The sequence below is a fragment of the Xanthomonas sp. SS genome, assembly GCF_014236835.1.
Taxonomy (GTDB): Bacteria; Pseudomonadota; Gammaproteobacteria; order Xanthomonadales; family Xanthomonadaceae; genus Xanthomonas_A.
In genome coordinates this window covers 2,922,192-2,936,777 of record NZ_CP051190.1, presented here as the reverse complement: position 1 = coordinate 2,936,777, position 14,586 = coordinate 2,922,192, and the positions used below count along the sequence as shown (strand labels likewise).

The 14,586-nt window shown below is 72.7% G+C and carries 11 protein-coding genes; 1 reads left to right on the top strand and 10 read right to left on the bottom strand.

Translation table 11 applies throughout. The annotated features are described in order from the left end of the window. Position 1: 1 nt before the first annotated feature. From HEP74_RS12185 to HEP74_RS12160, 6 genes are read right to left on the bottom strand one after another with little or no spacing between them, the layout of a single operon-like run. Positions 2–907: an HlyD family secretion protein gene (locus HEP74_RS12185; protein WP_185813107.1), complete on the bottom strand. Its 906-nt coding sequence runs from the start codon at positions 905–907 to the stop codon at positions 2–4. Next, positions 904–1,671 carry an ABC transporter ATP-binding protein gene (locus HEP74_RS12180; RefSeq protein WP_185813106.1) on the bottom strand — a complete coding sequence of 256 codons (768 nt, stop codon included), beginning with the start codon at positions 1,669–1,671 and terminating at the stop codon, positions 904–906. The genes HEP74_RS12185 and HEP74_RS12180 overlap by 4 nt, the downstream gene beginning before the upstream one ends. Further along, positions 1,668–2,801: an ABC transporter permease gene (locus tag HEP74_RS12175; RefSeq protein WP_185813105.1), complete on the bottom strand. Its 1,134-nt coding sequence runs from the start codon at positions 2,799–2,801 to the stop codon at positions 1,668–1,670. The genes HEP74_RS12180 and HEP74_RS12175 overlap by 4 nt, the downstream gene beginning before the upstream one ends. After that, positions 2,801–4,237: a TolC family protein gene (locus HEP74_RS12170; protein WP_185813104.1), complete on the bottom strand. Its 1,437-nt coding sequence runs from the start codon at positions 4,235–4,237 to the stop codon at positions 2,801–2,803. Before HEP74_RS12170 ends, HEP74_RS12175 begins: the two co-directional genes overlap by 1 nt. Next, positions 4,234–5,631 (bottom strand): sensor histidine kinase, encoded by a 1,398-nt coding sequence (locus tag HEP74_RS12165; protein WP_255427727.1) that lies wholly within the window; start codon positions 5,629–5,631, stop codon positions 4,234–4,236. Before HEP74_RS12165 ends, HEP74_RS12170 begins: the two co-directional genes overlap by 4 nt. A gap of 29 nt (positions 5,632–5,660) precedes the next feature. Continuing rightward, positions 5,661–6,374, bottom strand: a complete 714-nt coding sequence (locus tag HEP74_RS12160) for a response regulator (protein ID WP_185813103.1) — start codon at positions 6,372–6,374, stop codon at positions 5,661–5,663. 271 nt (positions 6,375–6,645) lie between these two features. Here HEP74_RS12160 and HEP74_RS12155 point away from each other — a divergent pair, with 271 nt between their 5' ends. Further along, positions 6,646–7,314: a cupin domain-containing protein gene (locus HEP74_RS12155; protein WP_185813102.1), complete on the top strand. Its 669-nt coding sequence runs from the start codon at positions 6,646–6,648 to the stop codon at positions 7,312–7,314. A gap of 624 nt (positions 7,315–7,938) precedes the next feature. On the opposite strand, the gene HEP74_RS12150 is transcribed toward HEP74_RS12155, so the two are convergent. The 4 genes from HEP74_RS12150 to ptsP form a co-directional block, all read right to left on the bottom strand. Next, positions 7,939–9,204 carry a carbohydrate porin gene (locus HEP74_RS12150; RefSeq protein ID WP_185813101.1) on the bottom strand — a complete coding sequence of 422 codons (1,266 nt, stop codon included), beginning with the start codon at positions 9,202–9,204 and terminating at the stop codon, positions 7,939–7,941. Positions 9,205–9,296: 92 nt separating this feature from the next. Further along, positions 9,297–11,018 (bottom strand): PTS fructose transporter subunit IIC, encoded by a 1,722-nt coding sequence (locus tag HEP74_RS12145; RefSeq protein ID WP_185813100.1) that lies wholly within the window; start codon positions 11,016–11,018, stop codon positions 9,297–9,299. A gap of 97 nt (positions 11,019–11,115) precedes the next feature. After that, positions 11,116–12,069, bottom strand: coding sequence for a 1-phosphofructokinase family hexose kinase (locus tag HEP74_RS12140; RefSeq protein WP_185813099.1), 954 nt, complete (start codon positions 12,067–12,069; stop codon positions 11,116–11,118). Further along, positions 12,066–14,585 (bottom strand): phosphoenolpyruvate--protein phosphotransferase, encoded by a 2,520-nt coding sequence (ptsP, locus tag HEP74_RS12135; RefSeq protein WP_185813098.1) that lies wholly within the window; start codon positions 14,583–14,585, stop codon positions 12,066–12,068. The genes HEP74_RS12140 and ptsP overlap by 4 nt, the downstream gene beginning before the upstream one ends. Position 14,586: the final 1 nt, after the last annotated feature.

The following is a 14,586-nucleotide window of genomic DNA, read 5'->3' as shown; positions in this document are numbered from 1 at the left end:
GTCAGCGTTGCGCCACGGAAGGGTTGCGGAAGCGCACCAGCACGCGCTGGCCCAGGCGCAGCGCCGACGGCTGCCGGAACGCCAGCACGCAGGCCACGCTGCGGTCGTTGCCGGCGCTGGCGCCATCGGCGTCGTCGTGCAGTTGCGCCGGGCCGAACGCCGGCGCCAGCCAGCGCACCACCGCGCTGCCCAGCGCGGTCTGGCGGCCGTCGTCGCTGATCACCTCGGCCTGCATGCCGGGGCGCACCGCGGCGGCGTAGCTTTCGTTCAATTCGGCGCGAACCAGGCGCGGCGCGTCCGGCAGCAGGGTCAGCAGCGGCGTGGCGCCGCCGTCGCTGCGCGCGCCGGCCGCCGCGGCCAGTTGCAGCACGCGGCCGTCGGCGGGCGCGTACAGGCGGTACTGGTCGCGCTGCAGTTGCGCCTGGTGCACCTGCTCGGTGGCCAGCGCGGCGTCGCTGCGCGCGGCCTGCAGCGCGTCGGCCAGGGTCTGGCTGGCGTCGCCGGCATCGTCGGCGCTCTGGCCGTCGCCGGCGCCGATCCGCGCCGCCTCGGCCAGCCGTTGCTGGCGCTGCTGCGCGTGCGCCAGTCGCTGCTGCAACTGGTGAACGTGCGCGTTCGCGGCCTGCGCGCGGGTCTGCGCGATGTCCAGGTCCAGCGCCGCGGCGCGGTCGTCGGCTGCGATCAGCAGCGCGCCGCGGCGCACCGCATCGCCTTCGTGCACCGCCACCCGCTGCAACGTCGCGGCGACCGGCAGGCTCAGCCGCAGCAGCCCGCCTTCCACGTCGATGCGCCCGCGCGCCACCGCCAGGTAGGCCGGCGCCGCGTTGGGCGCGGGCGCGGCCTGCGGCGGTCGCGCGCAGGCGGCCAGCAGCAGGCCCAGCAGGGGAGCGGCGAGGAGCGCTTTCATGGTGCGGACATCCGGGGCGAAGTGGGGGACGAGGGTGCAGGCGCCAGGCGGCGGTCGTCGAGGATGCGGCCGTCCTCCATCGACAGCACGCGGTCGGCATGGCGGATCAACCGCGGGTCGTGGCTGACGCACAGCACCATGGTGTTGTGGCTGCGGGCGATGCGGTGCAGCAGGTCGATCACGATCTGGCCGTTGCCGGCGTCCAGCGCGCTGGTCGGCTCGTCGGCGAACAGCAGCGCCGGGTGCTTGGCCAGCGCGCGCGCGATCGCCACGCGCTGTTTTTCGCCGCCGGACAGCTCGGCCGGGCGCAGCTGCTGGCGATGCGCGATGCCGACCTCGGCCAGCGCCGCTTCGGCGCGCGCGCGCACCTCGGCGGCGGCCAGGCCCATGTACTGCAGCGGCAGCCGCACCTGGTCCAGCGCGCTCAGCGCCGGGAACAGGTTGAAGCCCTGGAAGATGAAGCCGGTATGGCGCAGGCGGAAGCGTTCCAGCGCGCTCGCGTCGAGCGCGCCCAGGTCTTCGCCCAAGGCCTGCACGCGGCCGCTGTCGGCGCGCTGCAGGCCGCTGAGGATCGACAGCAGGGTGCTCTTGCCGCAGCCCGAGGGGCCGGAGATCAGGGTCAGTTCGCCGGGCCACACCTGCAGCGTCACCTCGCGCAGCACGTCGGTGCGCAGCTTGCCGGAGACGAAGCTCTTGCACAGGCCGCTGCCGTGCAGCGTGGCGGCATCGGGCAACAGCGTGGCGGGAACGGCGGCGCGGTTCATCGCAGCAACAGCGCCGGATCGGCGCGGCGCAAGCCGCGTAGCGCGGCCAGCGCCGAGAGCAGGGTCAGCAGCATCACCGCGACCACGCATGCGGCCCAGCCGTTGCCGTCGAAGGCCACCGGCACGTCGTGCGCGCGGGCCAGCGCCACCAGCGCGGCGCCGAGCGCGCTGGCACCGAGCAGGCCGAGCGCGCCGACCCAGGCCGCCTGTTCCAGCACCACCCAGCGCAATGCGCGCATGCTCACACCCAAGGCGTTGAGCGTGGCGTATTCGCGCGCCGCACCGAGCACCGTGGCCAGCAGGGTCTGGCTGGTGATCGCCACGCCGACCAGCAGCACGATGCCGCCGAGGAACAGCACGCCGGAGCCGGCGCCGGTGTCGAACATCCAGAACAGGATGCTGCGCCGGGCGAACTCCGCCGCACTCCACGCCTCGATGCGTACCGGCGCGGCGCTGCCGACCAGGCCGCGCGCCACCGCCGCGGCGTCGGTGCCGGGCCGCAGCCGCGCGACCACGTAGGTCGGCCAGTCCGGGTGCACGGCATCGGTGTTCAAGGCGCGCGCGGTTTCCAGCGAGGCCAGCACGTTGACCCCGCCCAGCGCACGCAGGCCGCGGCCGACCCCGATCACCCGCACCCGGTGGCCGTTGATGCGCGCGCTGCGGCCGATGCCGACGCCGAGCTTGTCCAGTTCGGCGCGGTCCACCACCACCGTGTCCGGTTCGCGCAGCGCCGCGCGCAGGGCGGGGCTCAACAGCCGCGCGAACATCAGCCCGTCGTTGCGGGTGTCGATGCCGGAGACGTAGATCGATACCGCGCCGGTGTCGTCGGGGCCGCGCCAGTCGCCGTCGAACCACACGAACGGTTCGACCTGCAGCACCCGCGGGTCCAGGTACAGCGCGGTGGCGGCATCGGGATCGATCGGACGCCCCTGGTCCACGCTCTGCGTGCCCGGATAGCCCAGCCACAGGTCGGCGTCGGAGCCGGACACGTAGACGCTGGCGCTGCCGAAGATGCCCAGCACCAGCGCGGTCTGAAGCAACAGCAACAGGCTGGCGAAGCCGACCGAGACCACCACCGGCAGGAAGCGGCGCCATTCGTGGCGCAGGGTCTGGCGGGCCAGCGCGACCATCAGGGCGTCGCGCCTGCCGCGCCGGCCTCGGTGGCGGCGGTCTGCGTGTCCGCGCTGCCCAGTGCGGTCTGCAGCGCGATGTAGTCGAGGTCGCGCTGGCGCTGCGCATCCAACAGTTCCAGCGCGGCCTGGTCGCGCGCGGCCTGCTGCGTGGCGACGTCCAGATCGCTGCCCAGGCCCAATTTGCGCCGCGCCTGCGCCGCGTCGGCGGCCTGCTGCAACGCCTGTAGCGCCTGCTGCTGCGCCAGCGCGCGCTGGCGTTGTTGCTCCAGTGCGGTCAGCGCGTTCTGCACTTCGGCCACCGCCTCCAGCACGCATTGGCGGTAGGCCAGCGCCGCCGCCTGCAGCAGGTCGCCGCGGGCCTGCGCCTGGGCCTGGCGCAGGCCCCAGTCGAATAGCGGGATGTCGATCAGCGGCCCCAGCGAGGCGATCTCGTGCGGAGTGGCGGTGCGGCGGTGCGAGAGCAGATTGGTGGACCAGTGGATGGCGCCGCCCAGGCCGATGCTCGGGTAGCGGTCGGCTCGGGCGATGCCAAGCTCACCGGCCGCGTGCAGCACCTCGGCTTCGCGCGCGGCGATGTCCGGACGGCGTCGCAGCAGGTCGGCGGGCACCGCGTCGAGCGCGCCGATCTGCAGGCCCGATGGCGCCGCGGCCGGAGCGGCGGCTGCCGCAACGGTGGCGCTCCACGCCGGGTCCGGTTCACTGCGCGCCAGCAGCACCGCCAGCCGTTGCGCGGCGGCGGCGCTGGCGGTGCGCGGTTCGCCCAGCGCCGCTTGCGCCTGCAGTTGCGCTGCCTGTGCCTGCGCGGCGGCCGCCGGCGGCGCCAGGCGCAGCTCGACCAGCGCGGCGCTCAGCGTGGCCTGCCGTTGGCGGGCGTCGGCGATGCGTTGCAGCAACCGTTCGGCCTGTTGCGCGTGGCGCAGTTCGATCCAGTTGCGCGCCACGTCGGCGACGGTGGCGGCGCGGACCTGTTCCAGGCTGGCCTGCGCGGCCTGCAGGTCGCCGCGGCTCATGCGGCGGGCGGCTTCGCCGCGCCCGAACAGCGGCAGTTCCCATTCCGCGTCGAAGCCGGCGACCAGGAACGAGGCGCTGGCGTCGGGGTCGATCGGTTCTTCGGTGCGCGCGTGCAGCTGCGGCTTCAAATCGGCGGTGGCGACGCCGTCCATGCGCCGCGCCGCGCGCAGCCTGGCCAGCGCCTGGGCCACGTCGAGATCGTCGCGCAGCGCCTGCGCGACCAGCGCGTCGAGTTGCGGATCGTGGAAGTCCTGCCACCAGGCGCTGCCGGCCGGCCGAGGAGTGGCCGCGGCCGGCAGCGCGGTCCATTGCGGCGGCAGCGGTTGCGCCAGGTCGGGCAGCGGGGTGCTGACGCAGCCGGCCAGCGCCGCAGCGCTCAGCACGGCAAGGCCGGCCAGCCGGGATGCGTGGCGCCGGCTCATGCGGGCGGTGCCGCGCTGGCGGGCAGGTCCAGTTCCACGCGCAATCCGCCCAGCGCCGAGCGCTGGTAGCGCAGGGCGGCGTGGTGGCGTGCGGCGATGCTGGCGACGATCGCCAGGCCCAGGCCGGTGCCGCCTTCGGGCGCATCCGGTGCCCGGAAGAAGCGTTCGCCCAGGCGCGGCAGCAAGGCCTCGTCCACGCCCGGGCCGGCATCGTCTACCGCCAACTGCAGGTATCGCGGCTGCCGGCGCAGGCTCACCGTGACCATGCCGCCGGCGGCGTGCTTGAAGGCGTTGTCGAGTAGGTTGTCGAGCAGTTCGCGCAACGACCAGGTATCGGCTGCGACCCAGGCCGGTCTGCCCTCGGTATCGTCGTCGTCGTAGCCCAGGTCGACCCCGGCCAGCAGCGCGTCGGGAATGCGCTCGGCCAGCGCCTGCGGCAGCCACGCGGCCAGGTCCAGCGGCAGCAGCGGGCGGATGCTCTCGCGCGGCGCCTGCGCGCGGGTCAGCGCCAGCAACTGGGTGGAGCTGCGGATCGCGCGGTCGGTCAGCTGGCGGATGTGCTGCAGCGCCTGCGCGGTGTCCTGCGGGCGGGTGCTGGCCTGGGCGCGCTGCACGTGCATGCTCAGTCCGGCCAGCGGCGTGCGCAGCTGGTGCGCGGCATCGGCGACGAAGCGCTCCTGCAAGGCCATCAGCTGCTTGAGCCGACCGAGCAGGCCGTCGATGGCCTGGGTCAGCGGCAGCACCTCGATCGGGATGTCGGGGCCGGACACCGGGCTCAGGTCGCGCTGGCTGTCGTCGAGCCGGCGCACCGCCGGTTGCAGCAGGCGCAGGCCCACGCGCACCCCGTGCCAGACCAGCGCCAGCAGCGAGCAGGTCAGCAGCAGTTCGATCGGCAGCATCAGCATCAGGATCTCGCGCGCGCGGCGGTGGCGGTCGTCCAGGGTCTCGGCCACCGAGATCGTCAGCCGGTCGCTGGCCTCCCAGGCCGACGGCACGATCAGGCTGGCCACGCGCACCGGGGTGCCGTCGGCCATGCGTTCGTCGCGCAGCGCCACCCGGCCGAGCGTGGCCGGCGCGTCGTGCGCCGGAATCGGCTGCGCGCTGTTGCTGATCACGCCGTGGTCGCGGCTGCGCACTTCGAAGAACACCCGGCCGTCGCTGCTGTATTCGAGCAGGCGCCGCGCCTGCAGCGGCAACGGCAGGCTGGCGCCGGCATCGTTGACCGCCTTGGCCAGGCCCAGCGTGTCCTCCTTCAGGTCCATGTCGTGGACGTGGTTGGAGTACTTGAGCATCAGCAGGTAGAACAGCGCCGAGACCACCAGCATCAGCAGCAGGGTCGGGATCAGCAGGAACGCCAGCAGGCGCCGGCGCAGGCTGGGATGGGCGGGCAACACGCCCGCCGTTCCGGCTGCCACGGCCGCGCTCACGACGCCTGCGGGTCGTGGGCGGCGTCGGCGTCGGCTTCTGCGGTGCGGGATTCTTCCAGCAGGTAGCCCAGGCCGCGGATGGTGCGGATGCCGACGCCGGAGCCGTGCAGCTTGCGGCGCAGGCGGTGCATGGAGATGTCCAGGCCGTTGTCGGTGATCTCGTGCTGCCAGTCGCACAGCGCGTCGGTGAGCTGGCCGCGGCTGACCACGCGCCCGCTACGCATCAGCAGCGTTTCCAGCAGCGCGAACTCGCGCGCGGTCAGTTCCAGCGGTTCGTCCTGCAGCCACACCCGGCGCCCGGCCAGGTTGATCCGCAACTGGCCCAGGGCCAGCTCGGGGATGCCGCCGCTGCTGCGCCGGCGGAGCAGGGCGCGGGTACGGGCCAGGAACTCGGAGAGTTCGAACGGCTTGATCAGGTAGTCGTCGGCGCCCTGGTCGAGGGCGCGGATGCGGTCTTCCACGCCGTCGCGCGCGGTCACCACCAGCACCGCCACCTCGTCGCGGCGCTCGCGCACGCGCTGCAGCACCTGCAGGCCGTCGCGCCGCGGCAGGCCCAGGTCCAGCACCAGCAGGTGGTAGGACTCTGCGCTGAGCGCGCGCTCGGCGGCGGCGCCGTCGTTGACGTGGTCCACCACGTGCCCGCACTCGGCTAGCGAGTCGCGCAACGCAACGGCAATGGACGTATCGTCTTCGGCAACCAGGATGCGCATGGCGCGAGATGCTTGCAACGCGGATGTTGGAAAACCGTCGTAATCGGCGGTGGCGAGGCCGCTACGATGGGATCCGTTTATGTAGCGGCGGTGACCGTTGCGCGGCAGCGCGATGCGGCCGGCGCCGCGAGGGGAGGACGAGAAGCGCCGCGGCGCCTGCCGGTGACCCGTTCGCGGCGGGGTCCAGCGTTGCGCAAGGCGCCGTTCCGCGCATTGAAACCGGGATCGGAAGCGCGCACGCTCGCGTCTGTTTGCGGCCAAGGGGCGGGCGATGCGCGGACTGGTGTTCTGGCTGTTTGCGGTTGCGGCGGGGGCCTTGCCTTCGACGGCGTTCGCCCAGGCGACCGCGCGCCCATGCGACGCGGCCGAGGAGGCGGGTCCGGCCTGTCTGCTGGCCAGGAAGACGCTGCCGTCGTTGCCTGCCGGACCGGTGTACTGGCACCTCGATCGCTTTGCGTCCAAGCCATCGGCCGACGCCGCCGCCAGCGCTTCCAGCGTCGTGGTGGAGGCGTTCGGATCGGTGTGGCTGTTCACGCTGGCACCGGCCGAATGGCGCTCCGAGGGCGGCGAGCACGTGTCCGCGGTCGGTCCGCTCGCGGTGGCGCCTGCGTCGACCTATGCGGCCGAATACCTCCGCTCGGTCTTCACCCCGGGGACGATGGCGCCATTGCATGTGCACTCCGGACCGGAGGCCTTCTTCGCGGTGAGCGGCGACACCTGCCTGGAAACGCCCGATGGCGTTCGGATCGGCCGTGGCCCCGGCAACAGCCTGACCATCGAGGCAGGGCCGCCGATGCTGCTGATGGCGATCGGCACGGTGCCTCGGCAAGGCTTTGCGCTGATTCTGCACGACGCCGAGCGGCTACCGACGACCCTGACCCAGGCCTGGCAGCCGCAAGGAGGCTGCGCGCGGCAGCTTGCGGCGGATCGAGCGCACTGAGCGCCCATCCGCTATCGGCGCGTGTCGGGAAATTCTGACAGTACGCCGCGGTATTGGCCGATCGCGCCGGCACGTGCCGCAAGGCATCCTGTGTCCGTCGGCAACGTCATCGCTCCCGCGCCAGGGATGCGCACTTGCACGGAATCGAACGGATCTCGATTCGCCGGCCACCGATTTCGTTCCCGCATGCGCCGACGGACTGGCGCATCTGCATGCGAGCGGAGTGACACGGACGAAACGCACGACGCCCCGGCATGCCGGGGCGTCGTGCGTTTGGGTGCATGTTGCTTTGCCGTGCTTCGCGGAACACCTGACTGGCGTGACGGTCTGGAGGTGGCCCGATGCAGGATCGGCATCGCATGGCAGCTGTTGGGAACTGGCTATGCATCCGTCCCAGCACCGTCCTTCGCCTCGCGAGATCCGCTGGGCCGCTGCTTCGTTAGCCAGGCAGGATCGCCGCTATCGCGGTTGCTTCGATCCTGCAGCCTATTATCTGCCGCCTACCACCTGGCCTCGCGGCGATCCGCTGCCCGTCAGCTGTGGAAACGCCGCGGACTGCAAACGCCGCCATCAGCGTCCGTCCAGGCGCGACGAATCCCAAATCTCGAATCCCCAATCCCGGCCCTACAACGCCCAATCCACGCGCATGCCGGCGACCAACGCATTCGGCAGGTCGCGGGTCCGCGACGGTTCGTTGAACTGGTCCGGGTGCACGATGTAGTGCAGGTTCGGCGCGATGCGCAGCTGCGGGGTGACCTGGATGCCGTAGCTCAGTTCCATCATGTATTGCGAGCTGTGCGGGGTGCCGCTGCCGCCGGCCGCGGCGCGCGCCAGGCGCAGGTCTTCCAGCGCGTCGTCGCTGTAGCGCTGCTGGGTGACGACGAAGGCGATGTTGTCCTGCTCGCGGCTGGCGAAGGTGCCGCGCTGGACCAGGCCCAGCTCCAGGAAGTGGTCTTCGATCAGTTGCCCGGAGGTGCCCTTGAGCACCGAGCCGAACAGCACCAGCCCGCGCGCGCTGTCGGCGTCGGGGCGGGTGACCTGCTGTTCGAAGCGGAAGAACGCGCCGGAGCGGCCGTTGCGGGTGGCGTAGTCCAGCCCGCTGAGCCGCGCCGGGTTGCCGTTGCGGTCGGTCAGCGGGTCGGTGTAGTCGGAGTTGTCCTGCCAGCCGCCCAGTTCGTACATCGCCGGGAAGCGCACGCTGGCCGCCTCGGTCTTGTAGCCGATCGCGTAGGGCACGATCACCCCGGTGCGGTCGCGGGTGCTCCAGTTCAGGCCGTGCTCGCCGTCCTCGGCCTGGGTCGGATTGACCTCGTAGGCGCCGACGTGCACGTACACGTTCGGGGTCACCCAGGCCTTGGCGTGCGCGGCCCAGCTGGACACCGGCCAGTAGGTGAAGTTGCTGGTGCGGAACACGAAGGTCGGATTGCCGCAGGCCGAGTTGCCCTGGAAGTAGCCGCACAGGTCCGAGCCGAGGAAATGGATGTTGGCCACGCTGCGTCCGGCCTCCAGTTCCAGGCGGTCGTCGAACAGCTTCTGCGCGATGGTGAAGTTGGCCAGACGCGTGCCCTGACCGCCGTAGATTTCCTGTACCGAGGTGCTGTTGCCGATGTCGCTGTTGGCCAGGTTGGTGCCGTGGCGGTTGATCGCATAGACCTTCAGCGTGGCGCCGTTCCAGCCCATCAGCCGCTGCAGGTCGACGTCGGTGCCGAGCATCAGCTGGCCGGCGTAGGCGCTGCCCTGTTCCTTGCCGCCGTCCAGCGAGACCGCGGCCTCGCCGGTGTAGGCGAGCTTGAGCTTGAACGCGTCGCTGGCGTCCTGGGCGTGGGCCAGCGGGGCGAGCGCGAGCGCCAGGGCGGTGAGCGACAGGCGCCGGGTGAGGGGGAGGGACATGGCAGAGACTCCTGGGGTGTGATGGAGGCCGGCGCGCCGCCGTGGGCGACGGGGGAGGGGACATCGCCCCCGGCAGCGCGTCGGCGCAGGACTTATTCGGCGACCGGCTTCTTCAGCACGCGCAGCGCCAGCGCGGTCAGCGCGGTGCCGGCGAGCAGCGCGATCAGGTACATGCCCAGATGGGTCACCGCGTTGGGGATCGGCAGCACGAACACGCCGCCGTGCGGCACCTTCAGTTCGGCACCGGCCGCCATCGAGATCGCGCCGGCCAGCGCCGAGCCCAGCATCAGCGCCGGGATGGTGCGCAGCGGGTCGCGCGCGGCATACGGAATCGCGCCTTCGGTGACGAAGGCCAGGCCGAGCACGCCGGTGGCGGCGCTGGTGCCGCGCTCCTCGCGGGTGAAGCGGTTGCGGAACACCCAGGTGGCCAGCGCGATGCCCAGCGGCGGGGTCATGCCGGCGACCATCGCCGCGGCCATCGGCGTGTACACCTGGCTGGCGATCAGGCCGGTGGAGAACGCATAGGCGGCCTTGTTGACCGGCCCGCCCATGTCGAAGGCCATCATCGCGCCGAGCAGCAGGCCCAGCAGCACCGCGCTGCTGCCCTGCATGCCGCGCAGCCAGTCGGTGAGCCAGGCCAGCGCTTCGGCGACCGGCTGGCCGACCACGTACAGCATGGTCAGGCCGACCAGCAGGGTGCCCAGCACCGGCAGGATCAGCACCGGCTTGAGCCCTTCCAGGGTGCGCGGCAGCTTGATCGCGCGGTTCAGCGCGGCCACGCCGTAGCCGGCGATGAAGCCGGCGAAGATGCCGCCGATGAAGCCGGCGCCGAGGTTGGCCGCGACCATGCCGCCGATCATGCCGGGGGCGATGCCGGGGCGGTCGGCGATGGAGTAGGCGATGTAGCCGGCCAGCGCCGGCACCATCAGGGTGAAGCCGGCCTTGGCGCCGATCTGGAACAGCGACCAGGCCAGGGTGCCCTTATGCGCGTCGTCGAAGGCGTAGATGCCGCCCAGCGCGAATGCCAGCGCGATCAGCAGGCCGCCGGCGGTGACGAACGGCAGCATGAACGACACGCCGGTCATCAGGTGCTTGTAGGGGCCGGCCGACTTCCCGCGTTCGCTGCTCGCCGGTGCGGCGCCGTTGCCGCTGGCCGCATGCACGCCGGCCTCGGCCAGCGCCTTGCGGATCAGCCCGGGGCCGTCGTTGATCGCCGGCTTGGTGCCGCTCTTGAACAGGCGCTTGCCGCCGAAGCGGGACAGGTCCACTTCGCGGTCGGCGGCGATCAGCACCAGGTCGGCGTCGGCGATTTCGGCGTCGCTGAGCGTGTCCTGGGCGCCGACCGAGCCTTGCGTCTCGACCCGGATCTGGTGGCCCAGGGTCTTGGCCGCCTGCTGCAGGCCTTCGGCGGCCATGAAGGTGTGGGCGATGCCGGTGGGGCAGGAGGTCACGGCGACGATGCGCTTGGGACCGTCCGTCTGCGTGGCCGCGCCGGCGGTCGTTGCCGGCGCGGCCGCGGCCAGCAGCTGCGCGAGCACGCCGTCGGCATCGTCGAGCACCGCATCCAGGCTGGCGCGCAGCGGCGCGGCGCCGGCGAAGCGCGCCGCATCGGCATCGCCGTCGCCGACCAGCAGCAGCGGATAGCCGCTGCCGGCCGCGGCCAGGTCCAGTGGCGCGATCACGCCCTGCGGCGTACGCACCTCGGCGTGCACCACCGCGCCGCGTGCGCTGGCCGCATGGCGCAAGGCTTCGGCGGCGAGGACGGCTTCGGTGCTGCGCTCGCCGGCGACGATCACCACGAAGATAGGATTCATGCTTGCTCCCGATGGACGCAGGGGGACGCCGCGCGCGATGGCGGCGGCGTGCGGTTCGATGACATGCGGTTCGAACACATGCGGTTCGACGTGGGGTTCATTGCAGCGACTCGATGCGGACCGCGGCGGCGATGCCGTCGACCTGGTCGCGCGGCAGCCGGCGCGCGGCGCCGCTGCCGAGCGTGGCCACGGCGAAGGCGGTGGCCTGGCGCGCGCAGGTCGCCAGGTCGGCCTCGGCGAGCAGCGCCGTGACCAGGCCGGCGACCATCGCATCGCCGGCGCCGACGCTGCTGCCGCCGGCCAGCTGCGGCGGGCGTGCCAGCAGCGCCTGCTCGCCGCGCACGAACAGCGCGCCGTCGGTGCCCAGCGACACCACCACCAGTTCGATGCCGCTGTCCAGCAGTGCGCGGGTGGCCGCCAGCAATTCGGCGGTCGCGCGCAACGGCGTGCCGGCCCAGTCTTCCAGTTCGTGGCGATTGGGCTTGATCGCGAACGGCAGCTGCGCGTGCGGTGCGGCCAGCGCTTCGCGCAGCGGCGCGCCGCTGGTGTCCAGCAGCACCCGTGCGCCGGCGGCGGCGGCCTGCGCCTGCAGCACGCGCCAGCTGTCGTCGGCCAGGCCGGCCGGCAGGCTGCCGGTCAGCACCACCGGCAGACCCGGACGCAGCAGCGGGGCCAGGCGCGCGCCGACCGCGTGCAGCTCGGCCGCGCCCAGCGGCAGGCCGGGCAGGTTGATGTCGGTGGTGTCGCCGCTGTCGGCGGCGACCAGCTTGAGATTGGTGCGGGTGTCGCCGGGCACGCGCAGGCAGCGGTCGTCGATGCCGCGCGCGGCGAACAGGGTCTCGAACAGGTGCGCGTTGCCGGCACCGAGCACGCCGAGCGCGGCCGTGGCGACGCCGGCGTCGGCCAGGCAGGCGGCGACATTGATGCCCTTGCCGCCGGCGATGGCGTGCGCGCTGCTGGCGCGATGCACCTGACCGGGCTGCAGCCGCTCGATCGCCACGGTCAGGTCGATCGCCGGATTCAGGCTGACGCTGACGGCCTGCACGCTCATGCGCCGGCTCCGTCCAGCGCGCGCACGTCGGCCGCGCTTTCGCAGTCCAGCGCCCGCTGCGCCAGCGCCTGCAGCGCATCCAGGCGGCTGCCGCGCAGGCGCGCCTTCACCGCCGGCACGTCGTTGGGGGTCATCGACAGCTCGTGCACGCCCAGCCCGGTCAGCAGCGCCGCGCCGAACGCATCGCCGGCCAGGCCGCCGCACACGCCGACCCAGCGCCCGTGGCGCGCGGCGCCCTCGACGGTGGTGCGGATCAGGCGCAGCACCGCCGGGTGCAGGCTGTCGGCCTCGGCGGCCAGGTCCGGGTTCTGCCGGTCGATCGCCAGCGTGTACTGGGTCAGGTCGTTGGTGCCGATCGAGAAGAAGTCGGCATGCCGCGCCAGCGCGTCGGCCTGGATCGCCGCCGCCGGCACTTCGATCATGATCCCCAGCGGCACTTCCGGCGCGTCCAGTTCGGCGCGCAGGCGTTCGCACTCGGCGCGCAGCGCGACGATCTCCGCCGCCGAGGTGATCATCGGGAACATGATCGCCAGCTTGGCGCCGTCCCTGGCCGCGCGGTACAGCGCGCGCAGCTGCGGTTGCAGCAGGTCGGCGCGGCGCAGCAGCAGGCGCGCGCCGCGCACGCCGAGGAACGGGTTGTCCTCGCGCGGCAGGTTCAGGTGCGCGACCTGCTTGTCGCCGCCGATGTCCAGCGCGCGCACGATCAGCGAACGCCCGTCCAGCGCCTTGGCCATCGCCATGTAGGTGTCGTACTGCTCGTCCTCGCTCGGCGTGCTGCCGCGCTCCAGGAACAGGAATTCGGTGCGCATCAGGCCGACGCTCTCGGCGCCCTGCGCCAGCGCCATCGGCACCTGCTCGGGCAGGTTGACGTTGGCGCCGATCTCCACGCGGTGGCCGTCCTGGGTCTGGGCCGGCTGGTTGCGCTGCTCGGCCTCGCGCTCGCGCAGCTGGCGCTGTTCCTCGATGTAGGCGCGGGCCGAGGCCAGGTCGGCCTCCGACGGCGCCAGGTACAGGCGGCCGCTGTTGCCGTCGACGATGACGGTGGCGCCGTCGTCCAGGTCGAGCAGGTCGGCACCGCCGGCGACCAGCGCCGGCAGGCCCAGGGTGCGCGACAGGATCGCGGTATGCGAGGTCGGCCCGCCCAGCGCGGTGGCCAGGCCGAGCACGCGGCTGGTGTCCAGGTGCGCGGTGTCCGACGGCGACAGGTCGCTGGCGAGCAGGATGCACGGACTGTCGGGCAGGTGCTCCAGGCTGCCGCTGGCCAGGCTCGGGTCGATCTGGGTCAGCACCCGGCGGCCGACGTCGCGCAGGTCGCTGGCGCGTCCGGCCAGTACCGCATTGCCCAGCGCCGACAGTTTGTTGGCCATGCGCTCGACCGCCTGCTGCCAGGACCAGGCCACGCCGTGGCCTTCGACCATCAGCTGGCAGGCCAGGGTGATCAGGTCGGTGTCGTTGAGCAGTTCGGCCTGGGCGCGGAAGATCGCCGCATCGCCGGCACCGAGCCGGCGCCGGGTGTCGTCCTCGATCGCCTGCAGTTGCTGGCGGGTGCGCAGCAAGGCGTCGTGCAGCAGCGCGCCGCCGTCGCTGAGCGGCACCGGCGCGTCCGGCACCGGGCCGTCGTTGCCGGCCAGCTTGTGCACCACGCCGATCGCCAGCCCGGGGCTGGCGCCGATGCCGACGATGGCCGGCTGCGCCTGCGGCGGGGTCCAGCCGCTGACCGGGGCGGCACGGCGCTGCGCCGCGGCCTGCGCGTCGGCTTTCTCCTGTGCGGTGAGGCCGTCGATGACGCTGCGCAGCCGCGCCAGCGCGGCGGCGGCGTCCTGGCCTTCGGCCGAGATGGTCACCGTGTCGCCGGCATGCAGGCCCAGCTGCAGCAGCGACACCAGGTTCTTTGCATCGCCGGTCTGCTCGCCGGCGCGCACCTGGATCCTGGCGGCGAAACCGCGCGCGGTCTCCACCCAGCGCGTCGCGGGGCGCGCATGCAGGCCGGTGGGGTAGGCCACGGTCCATTCGAAGCGCTCGCCGAGGTCGGCGACCGGAGCGCCGCTCGCCGCGACGGCCGGATCCTGGCTCAGCGCGTCGACGATCGCCTGCGGGTCGTCGCTGGCGAACAGCGCGTCCAGCCGCGGCTGGTCCTGGATCAGCCGGGTCAGGCGCCGCAGCAAGGTGATGTGGGTATCGGACTGCGCGGCGATGGCGACCACCAGATGGGTGGTCTGGCCCGGATTCCACTCCACGCCGTCGCGGATCTGCAGCACCGCGATGCCGTCGCGCTGGACCAGGTGGCGGTCCTCGCCGGTGCAGTGCGGGATCGCCACGCCGTGGCCGAGGAAGGTGTTGGCCAGGGCTTCGCGGCGCAGCATGCTGGCCGCGTAGGCCGGCGGCACGCAACCGGCGGCGACCAGCAGCTGCGCGGCCTGGGCGATGGCGTCGGCCTTGTCGCGGACCTGGACGTTGACGCGGACCAGTTCGCTGGCGACCAATACGGGGGGATTCGTCTGGGTCACGCGGGGCATC

Bases quoted from the DNA above. Each gene is read 5' to 3' on its own strand.
- HEP74_RS12185 (WP_185813107.1), bottom strand. From the start codon at position 907: ATGAAAGCGCTCCTCGCCGCTCCCCTGCTGGGCCTGCTGCTGGCCGCC.
- HEP74_RS12180 (WP_185813106.1), bottom strand. From the start codon at position 1,671: ATGAACCGCGCCGCCGTTCCCGCCACGCTGTTGCCCGATGCCGCCACG.
- HEP74_RS12145 (WP_185813100.1), bottom strand. From the start codon at position 11,018: ATGAATCCTATCTTCGTGGTGATCGTCGCCGGCGAGCGCAGCACCGAA.
- HEP74_RS12155 (WP_185813102.1), top strand. From the start codon at position 6,646: ATGCGCGGACTGGTGTTCTGGCTGTTTGCGGTTGCGGCGGGGGCCTTG.
- HEP74_RS12150 (WP_185813101.1), bottom strand. From the start codon at position 9,204: ATGTCCCTCCCCCTCACCCGGCGCCTGTCGCTCACCGCCCTGGCGCTC.
- HEP74_RS12140 (WP_185813099.1), bottom strand. From the start codon at position 12,069: ATGAGCGTGCAGGCCGTCAGCGTCAGCCTGAATCCGGCGATCGACCTG.
- HEP74_RS12160 (WP_185813103.1), bottom strand. From the start codon at position 6,374: ATGCGCATCCTGGTTGCCGAAGACGATACGTCCATTGCCGTTGCGTTG.
- HEP74_RS12170 (WP_185813104.1), bottom strand. From the start codon at position 4,237: ATGAGCCGGCGCCACGCATCCCGGCTGGCCGGCCTTGCCGTGCTGAGC.
- HEP74_RS12175 (WP_185813105.1), bottom strand. From the start codon at position 2,801: ATGGTCGCGCTGGCCCGCCAGACCCTGCGCCACGAATGGCGCCGCTTC.
- ptsP (WP_185813098.1), bottom strand. From the start codon at position 14,585: ATGCCCCGCGTGACCCAGACGAATCCCCCCGTATTGGTCGCCAGCGAA.